Source organism: Pseudomonas sp. 05N434, assembly GCF_056396965.1.
On the sequence record NZ_JBFTMK010000490.1, the window covers coordinates 1 to 6393 of the forward strand.

A 6393-nucleotide genomic window follows, 5' to 3' on the forward strand; every position below is an offset into this window, starting at 1 on the left:
CCCCCGAACCCTTCTTCGACAAGGTCAGCGTAACTTCGTCTCGACCGTGCAGCTTGATAGCCAGACCTTTAAGGTTCAACAGGATTTCAATTACGTCTTCCTGTACACCTTCGATGGCGCTGTACTCGTGGAGCACACCGTCAATCTCGGCCTCGACTACTGCACAGCCGGGCATTGAGGACAACAGGATGCGGCGCAGCGCGTTGCCCAGGGTGTGGCCGAAACCACGCTCGAGAGGCTCGAGTGTGATCTTGGCGCGGGTTGGACTGACAACCTGCACATCAATATGGCGGGGTGTCAGGAACTCATTTACCGAAATCTGCATGGATGCACCTATTTTCTAGCCCTTACTTGGAGTAGAGCTCGACAATCAGGCTTTCGTTGATGTCGGCGGACAGATCACTGCGAGCAGGAACGTTCTTGAAAACGCCCGACTTCTTCTCAGTGTCTACTTCTACCCATTCTACGCGGCCACGTTGGGCACACAGATCGAGAGCTTGGACAATGCGAAGTTGGTTCTTTGCTTTCTCGCGAACTGCGACCACGTCACCAGCACGAACCTGGTAGGACGGAACGTTTACGGTCTGACCGTTAACGCTGATCGACTTGTGCGATACCAGCTGACGGGATTCGGCACGAGTAGAGCCAAAACCCATACGGTATACAACGTTGTCCAGACGGCATTCGAGCAGTTGCAACAGGTTTTCGCCAGTTGCGCCTTTCTTGCCAGCAGCTTCTTTGTAGTAGCCGCTGAATTGACGCTCGAGAACGCCGTAGATACGACGGACCTTCTGCTTTTCACGCAGTTGGGTGCCGTAGTCGGACTGGCGACCGCGGCGTTGGCCGTGGATACCAAGAGCGTTACCTTGACGGTCGGTGATGGTCACGATGGTGTTGTTAAAAGAAGCATGGATGTGGGCGATGCCATCAACCACTGTCTTTTTAACTTTTTTACGAGGACGAGCAGCAGGTTTTGCCATGATTAATTTCCTGTCGATTCGCTGGGGCGATTACTTGCGGATCGGCTTACGCGGACCTTTACGGGTACGCGCGTTGGTCTTGGTACGCTGACCGCGTACTGGCAGACCACGACGATGACGCAGACCGCGATAGCAACCGAGGTCCATCAAACGCTTGATTTTCATGTTGATTTCGCGACGCAGGTCACCTTCAGTGGTGAACTTCGCCACTTCGCCACGCAGCTGTTCAATCTGCTCGTCGCTCAGATCTTTGATCTTTGCCGCTGGGTTTACCCCAGTCACTGCACAAATTTTCTGTGCAGTAGTGCGACCAACACCATAGATGTAGGTCAGCGAGATAACAGTATGCTTGTTATCTGGAATGTTAACGCCTGCAATACGGGCCATTCAGTGGGACTCCAATTGACAGCTACCTACGCCCCGGAAGCCAAGAAATAGGGCGCGAGATAATATCGCTGTAATAACAAATAATCAACCCGGCAGCGCACTAGCTGCCGGGCTTGAAGCACAATCACACTCAGCCTTGGCGCTGTTTGTGACGCGGTTCCGCGCTGCAAATTACTCGAACAACACCTTCGCGGCGAATAATCTTGCAGTTACGGCACAGCTTTTTCACCGATGCACGAACTTTCATCACCAACTCCTCGAACCTTATGGGTACTCAGCGCAACATGCCGCTGCCGTAACCCTTCAGGTTGGCTTTCTTCATCAGGGATTCGTACTGGTGCGAAACGAGGTGCGATTGTACTTGGGACATGAAGTCCATCACAACCACGACCACGATCAGCAACGAGGTCCCGCCAAGGTAGAACGGTACGTTTGCTGCAACCACCAGGAACTGGGGCAACAGGCAGACGGCCGTCATGTAAAGAGCACCGAACATGGTCAAGCGAGTCAGAACGCCATCAATGTAGCGCGCAGACTGCTCACCTGGACGGATGCCCGGAATAAAGGCACCGGACTTCTTCAGGTTTTCCGCTACGTCTTTCGGATTGAACATCAACGCCGTATAGAAGAAGCAGAAGAAAATAATCCCTGCACTAAACAGCAGAATATTCAACGGCTGACCAGGAGCGATCGACTGCGAGATGTCCTGCAACCAGCCCATACCTTCAGACTGACCGAACCAGGCACCCAACGAAGCCGGGAACAGCAAAATGCTGCTCGCGAAAATAGCCGGAATAACACCGGCCATGTTCACCTTCAGCGGCAAGTGGCTGGTCTGCGCAGCGAAGACCTTACGGCCCTGCTGACGCTTGGCGTAGTGAACAGCAATACGACGCTGGCCACGCTCAATGAACACCACGAAACCGATAATCGCTACTGCCAGCAAACCGATGGCAACCAGGGCGAAGATGTTGATATCACCCTGACGTGCAGACTCGAAAGACTGCCCGATCGCTCTCGGAAGACCGGCGACGATACCCGAAAAAATCAACATCGAGATACCGTTGCCAACACCACGCTCAGTAATCTGCTCACCCAGCCACATCATGAACATCGCACCAGCCACAAAAGTGGATACCGCGACGAAATGGAAGCCAAAGTCACCAGTGAACGCAACGCCCTGCCCCGCCAGACCAATGGACATGCCAATAGCCTGGACGAGAGCGAGGACGACAGTGCCGTAGCGGGTGTACTGGCTGATCTTGCGACGGCCAGCTTCACCTTCCAAAGATACTCATCCGCTCCAGCGCGCCGCCGGAAAACATGTTGAACAAGCTAAGAATGGTCCCCTCATTCTGTCGAAACAGGTCCGCGAGTCGGTCCGGGTTGATACCTGGAACCGGGATGTGTGCGCCTATTCGGTAGACGATAATCGCCAGGAACAGAAAACGCAGACGAGCCCAGAGTTCAGACATACCGCCTTTGCCGAGCGCAGAGAGAGCACCTTGCTTAGCCATTTATTCCTCGAACTTGCCGCCAGCTGCTTCGATAGCCGCACGCGCACCTTTGGTGGCGCCGATTCCCTTTCCGATGGTGACAGCGCGAGTAACTTCGCCGGACAGCATGATTTTCACACGCTGAACGTTGACGTTGATCACGTTGGCATCTTTCAGGGACTGCACGGTGACGATGTCGCCTTCCACTTTAGCCAGCTCGGACAGACGCACTTCTGCGCGGTCCATGGCTTTCAGGGAAACGAAACCAAACTTCGGCAGGCGACGATGCAGCGGCTGTTGACCGCCTTCAAAGCCTGGAGCAATGGTGCCACCGGAGCGGGAGGTTTGACCTTTGTGGCCACGGCCACCAGTCTTACCCAAACCGCTACCGATACCACGGCCCGGACGATGCTTTTCGCGACGGGAACCCGGCGCTGGACTCAGATCATTGAGTTTCATYGATTAACCCTCGACACGCAGCATGTAGTAAGCCTTGTTGATCATCCCGCGATTCTCGGGAGTATCCTGGACTTCTACAGTGTGACCGATGCGACGCAGACCCAGACCCTTAACGCACAGTTTGTGGTTAGGGATGCGGCCGGTCATGCTTTTGATCAGCGTAACTTTAACGGTAGCCATGATCAGAAGATCTCCTTGACGCTTTTGCCACGCTTGGCGGCAATGGATTCAGGAGACTGCATTGCTTTCAAACCCTTGAAAGTGGCGTGAACCACGTTTACCGGGTTAGTCGAGCCGTAGCACTTGGCCAGAACGTTCTGAACGCCAGCAACTTCGAGGACAGCACGCATAGCGCCACCAGCGATGATACCGGTACCTTCAGAAGCAGGCTGCATGTACACCTTCGAAGCGCCGTGGGCGGACTTCATTGCGTACTGCAGAGTGGTGCCGTTCAGATCAACCTGGATCATGTTGCGGCGAGCAGCTTCCATTGCCTTCTGGATCGCAGCAGGCACTTCACGCGACTTGCCACGGCCGAAGCCAACGCGCCCTTTACCATCACCAACCACGGTCAACGCGGTGAAAGTGAAGATACGGCCGCCTTTAACGGTTTTGGCTACGCGGTTAACTTGAACCAGCTTCTCGATGTAGCCTTCGTCGCGCTTTTGGTCGTTATTTGACATAACTTAGAACTCCAGCCCAGCTTCACGAGCAGCATCAGCCAGCGCCTTGACGCGGCCGTGGTACTTGAAGCCAGAGCGGTCGAAAGCCACCTGCGAGACGCCAGCGGCTTTAGCACGCGTAGCGACCAGCTGGCCAACCTTAGTGGCCGCGTCGATGTTGCCGGTGGCACCATCACGCAGTTCTTTATCCAAAGTCGAGGCACTTGCCAGGACTTTGTTGCCGTCGGCCGAAATGACCTGGGCGTAGATGTGCTGCGACGAGCGGAACACGCAGAGACGCACGACTTCGAGTTCGTGCATTTTCAGGCGTGCTTTGCGAGCGCGACGCAGTCGAGTAACTTTTTTGTCGGTCATTTGCTATGCCCTACTTCTTCTTGGCTTCTTTACGACGGACGACTTCGTCCGCGTAGCGCACACCTTTGCCTTTGTACGGCTCTGGTGGACGGAAGTCGCGGATCTCGGCGGCCACTTGACCTACCAGCTGCTTGTCGATGCCCTTGATCAGGATATCGGTCTGGCTAGGAGTCTCAGCGGTGATGCCTTCCGGCAGTTCATAATCCACTGGGTGCGAGAAGCCAAGAGCCAGGTTCAGCACTGTGCCTTTTGCTTGCGCTTTGTAACCAACACCGACCAGCTGGAGCTTACGCTCGAAGCCTTGGCTTACGCCTTGGACCATGTTGTTTACCAACGCACGAGTGGTACCAGCCATTGCGCGAGTTTGTTGATCGCCATTGCGAGCAGCGAAACGCAGCTCACCAGCTTCTTCAACGATCTCAACGGACGAATGGATGTTCAGTTCGAGAGTGCCCTTGGCACCCTTCACCGAAAGCTGTTGGCCTGCGAATTTGACTTCGACACCGGCTGGCAGCTTAACGGGGTTCTTAGCGACGCGTGACATGCTTATCCCCCCTTAGAACACAGTGCAAAGAACTTCGCCGCCGACACCGGCAGCGCGCGCAGCACGATCCGTCATCACACCTTTGTTGGTGGAGACGATAGACACACCGAGACCGCCACGAACTTTTGGCAGATCATCGACGGACTTGTACTGACGCAGGCCTGGACGGCTAACGCGCTTCACTTCCTCGATGACCGGACGGCCTTCGAAGTACTTCAGCTCGATGGACAGCAGTGGCTTGATTTCGCTGCTGATCTGATAACCCGCAATGTAACCTTCGTCCTTCAGGACTTTGGCAACAGCTACCTTCAAAGTAGAAGATGGCATGCTTACGACGGACTTTTCAGCCATCTGGGCATTACGGATTCGAGTTAGCATGTCCGCTAACGGGTCCTGCATACTCATGGGCTAGACGCTCCTAATACACAAAAAATTAGCCTTGCGGCTACTACGTGTCGCCGAGTACATCCGCGCAAAAAAACACGGGCTCAGGCGAGCCGGGTATTCTAGACACACCCCACAAATGAATCAAGCCCCAATAGGGGCTTGATTCAAGTTCAAGGTCACCGATGGTCAGGATCTTGCGACCCCGAACACCGAGACTTCGACAGTGCTTACCAGCTGGCTTTAACCAGACCAGGTACGTCACCACGCATTGCAGCTTCACGCAGTTTGTTACGGCCAAGGCCGAACTTGCGGTAAACGCCGTGTGGACGACCGGTCAGGCGGCAGCGGTTACGCATGCGCGAAGCGCTTGCGTCACGTGGCTGCTTCTGCAGGGCTACTGTAGCTTCCCAACGCGCTTCTGGACTTGCGTTCAGATCAACGATGATAGCTTTCAGTGCTGCACGCTTTTTGGCGTACTTGGCAACCGTGAGCTGACGCTTCAGCTCGCGGTTTTTCATGCTCATCTTGGCCATTTTCCTACTCCAATCAGTTGCGGAACGGGAATTTGAAAGCACGCAACAGGGCGCGACCTTCATCATCGTTCTTGGCAGTGGTGGTCAGGGTAATGTCCAGACCGCGGAGAGCATCGATCTTGTCGTAGTCGATTTCCGGGAAGATGATCTGCTCTTTAACGCCCATGCTGTAGTTACCACGACCATCGAAGGACTTGGCATTCAGGCCGCGGAAGTCGCGAACCCGAGGCAGGGAGATCGACAGCAGACGATCCAGGAACTCGTACATACGCTCACGGCGCAGGGTCACTTTGACGCCGATCGGCCAACCTTCACGGACTTTAAAGCCAGCGATGGATTTCCGAGCGTAGGTCACAACGACTTTCTGGCCGGTGATCTTTTCCAGGTCAGCAACAGCGTGCTCGATGACTTTTTTGTCGCCGATCGCTTCGCCCAGACCCATGTTCAGGGTGATTTTGGTAACGCGCGGAACTTCCATCACGTTCGAAAGCTTAAGTTCTTCCTTAAGTTTCGGTGCGATTTCCTTCCGGTAAATCTCTTTTAGTCGTGCCATGGTCTTCTACCTAGCAG

10 protein-coding genes and 4 pseudogenes are annotated in these 6393 nt (G+C 54.6%); all 14 read right to left on the reverse strand.

The features are described 5' to 3' along the window. Positions 1 to 325, reverse strand: a pseudogene (locus AC1DLB_RS24145) (DNA-directed RNA polymerase subunit alpha); the annotation flags it as partial. A 22-nt stretch (positions 326 to 347) separates the two neighbouring features. Beyond that, positions 348 to 821, reverse strand: a pseudogene (rpsD, locus tag AC1DLB_RS24150) (30S ribosomal protein S4); the annotation flags it as partial. Beyond that, positions 822 to 980 (reverse strand): annotated as a pseudogene (gene rpsK / locus AC1DLB_RS24155) (30S ribosomal protein S11); the annotation flags it as partial. A 30-nt stretch (positions 981 to 1010) separates the two neighbouring features. Continuing rightward, entirely contained in the window at positions 1011 to 1367 is a 357-nt protein-coding gene (gene rpsM / locus AC1DLB_RS24160) for a 30S ribosomal protein S13 (RefSeq protein ID WP_003186020.1), read from the reverse strand. Positions 1368 to 1497: 130 nt separating this feature from the next. Further along, entirely contained in the window at positions 1498 to 1614 is a 117-nt protein-coding gene (gene rpmJ, locus AC1DLB_RS24165) for a 50S ribosomal protein L36 (RefSeq protein WP_002555468.1), read from the reverse strand. 27 nt (positions 1615 to 1641) lie between these two features. Beyond that, positions 1642 to 2884 (reverse strand): annotated as a pseudogene (gene secY, locus AC1DLB_RS24170) (preprotein translocase subunit SecY). After that, positions 2885 to 3322, reverse strand: coding sequence for a 50S ribosomal protein L15 (gene rplO / locus AC1DLB_RS24175; protein WP_003228720.1), 438 nt, complete (start codon positions 3320 to 3322; stop codon positions 2885 to 2887). It abuts the pseudogene before it with no gap. A gap of 3 nt (positions 3323 to 3325) precedes the next feature. Next, positions 3326 to 3502 carry a 50S ribosomal protein L30 gene (gene rpmD / locus AC1DLB_RS24180; protein ID WP_003176408.1) on the reverse strand — a complete coding sequence of 59 codons (177 nt, stop codon included), beginning with the start codon at positions 3500 to 3502 and terminating at the stop codon, positions 3326 to 3328. Positions 3503 to 3504: 2 nt separating this feature from the next. Next, positions 3505 to 4005: a 30S ribosomal protein S5 gene (rpsE, locus tag AC1DLB_RS24185; protein ID WP_003186035.1), complete on the reverse strand. Its 501-nt coding sequence runs from the start codon at positions 4003 to 4005 to the stop codon at positions 3505 to 3507. Positions 4006 to 4008: 3 nt separating this feature from the next. After that, positions 4009 to 4359 (reverse strand): 50S ribosomal protein L18, encoded by a 351-nt coding sequence (rplR, locus tag AC1DLB_RS24190; protein ID WP_003186037.1) that lies wholly within the window; start codon positions 4357 to 4359, stop codon positions 4009 to 4011. A 10-nt stretch (positions 4360 to 4369) separates the two neighbouring features. Next, positions 4370 to 4903, reverse strand: coding sequence for a 50S ribosomal protein L6 (gene rplF, locus AC1DLB_RS24195; RefSeq protein ID WP_003176412.1), 534 nt, complete (start codon positions 4901 to 4903; stop codon positions 4370 to 4372). Between the two features lie 12 nt (positions 4904 to 4915). After that, a complete protein-coding gene (gene rpsH, locus AC1DLB_RS24200) occupies positions 4916 to 5308 on the reverse strand; it encodes a 30S ribosomal protein S8 (RefSeq protein ID WP_003186040.1) in 393 nt (130 codons plus the stop codon). Positions 5309 to 5517: 209 nt separating this feature from the next. Then, entirely contained in the window at positions 5518 to 5823 is a 306-nt protein-coding gene (gene rpsN, locus AC1DLB_RS24205) for a 30S ribosomal protein S14 (RefSeq protein WP_003176414.1), read from the reverse strand. A 13-nt stretch (positions 5824 to 5836) separates the two neighbouring features. Further along, a complete protein-coding gene (gene rplE, locus AC1DLB_RS24210) occupies positions 5837 to 6376 on the reverse strand; it encodes a 50S ribosomal protein L5 (protein ID WP_003210069.1) in 540 nt (179 codons plus the stop codon). Between the last annotated feature and the right edge of the window lie 17 nt (positions 6377 to 6393).

What these genes read in the sequence shown, in the direction of transcription:
- rpsM (WP_003186020.1), bottom strand. Translation starts at nt 1,367, where the DNA reads ATGGCCCGTATTGCAGGCGTTAACATTCCAGATAACAAGCATACTGTT.
- rpmJ (WP_002555468.1), bottom strand. Translation starts at nt 1,614, where the DNA reads ATGAAAGTTCGTGCATCGGTGAAAAAGCTGTGCCGTAACTGCAAGATT.
- rplO (WP_003228720.1), bottom strand. Translation starts at nt 3,322, where the DNA reads ATGAAACTCAATGATCTGAGTCCAGCGCCGGGTTCCCGTCGCGAAAAG.
- rpmD (WP_003176408.1), bottom strand. Translation starts at nt 3,502, where the DNA reads ATGGCTACCGTTAAAGTTACGCTGATCAAAAGCATGACCGGCCGCATC.
- rpsE (WP_003186035.1), bottom strand. Translation starts at nt 4,005, where the DNA reads ATGTCAAATAACGACCAAAAGCGCGACGAAGGCTACATCGAGAAGCTG.
- rplR (WP_003186037.1), bottom strand. Translation starts at nt 4,359, where the DNA reads ATGACCGACAAAAAAGTTACTCGACTGCGTCGCGCTCGCAAAGCACGC.
- rplF (WP_003176412.1), bottom strand. Translation starts at nt 4,903, where the DNA reads ATGTCACGCGTCGCTAAGAACCCCGTTAAGCTGCCAGCCGGTGTCGAA.
- rpsH (WP_003186040.1), bottom strand. Translation starts at nt 5,308, where the DNA reads ATGAGTATGCAGGACCCGTTAGCGGACATGCTAACTCGAATCCGTAAT.
- rpsN (WP_003176414.1), bottom strand. Translation starts at nt 5,823, where the DNA reads ATGGCCAAGATGAGCATGAAAAACCGCGAGCTGAAGCGTCAGCTCACG.
- rplE (WP_003210069.1), bottom strand. Translation starts at nt 6,376, where the DNA reads ATGGCACGACTAAAAGAGATTTACCGGAAGGAAATCGCACCGAAACTT.